1 protein-coding gene is annotated in these 429 nt (G+C 42.2%); it reads right to left on the minus strand.

Going from position 1 to position 429, the window contains the following annotated elements:
- A partial coding sequence (locus tag NI468_RS16160; protein WP_253102646.1) for an ABC transporter permease occupies positions 1–320 on the minus strand: 320 nt, incomplete at its 3' end.
- Between the last annotated feature and the right edge of the window lie 109 nt (positions 321–429).

Raw genomic sequence — 429 nt, forward strand, 5'->3', positions numbered from 1 at the left:
TGCGATAAATTGTCCGGTAGTAACAAGATACCATCGGCTTTTTGAGATTCAACCCATTGTTTGGCTTCGGCAAAATTGCCGGTAATCGCCTCAATTTCCACATTGGGGCTTTGTGCCACCTGACCAATAATACGGGTGCTTAAGTTACTTTGTTCTTCATCGACAATAATAATGGGTAAGGCTTCAGCCTGCTGTGCCTGATAAGCGGTTGGATAAAAAAAGCTGTAAAATAAGACGGATAGAATAAGCGTGGTAAAGATCGTGCCGTGACTGACAATATCCTTGAAGCTTTGCAGATAGTAAAACCAGAGGGATTTCATTGGACTGCTCCTTTAGCTATTTTTTTAAGAAACAGATAAGCCAGCAGAGCGTAGACTAGGGCATAGATCAGCAGCATTAATCCAGCTTGCAGTGAAATATGCAATGGAC

The sequence above is a fragment of the Acinetobacter lwoffii genome, from assembly GCF_024129355.1.
In the GTDB taxonomy this organism is placed as follows: Bacteria; Pseudomonadota; Gammaproteobacteria; order Pseudomonadales; family Moraxellaceae; genus Acinetobacter; species Acinetobacter lwoffii_I.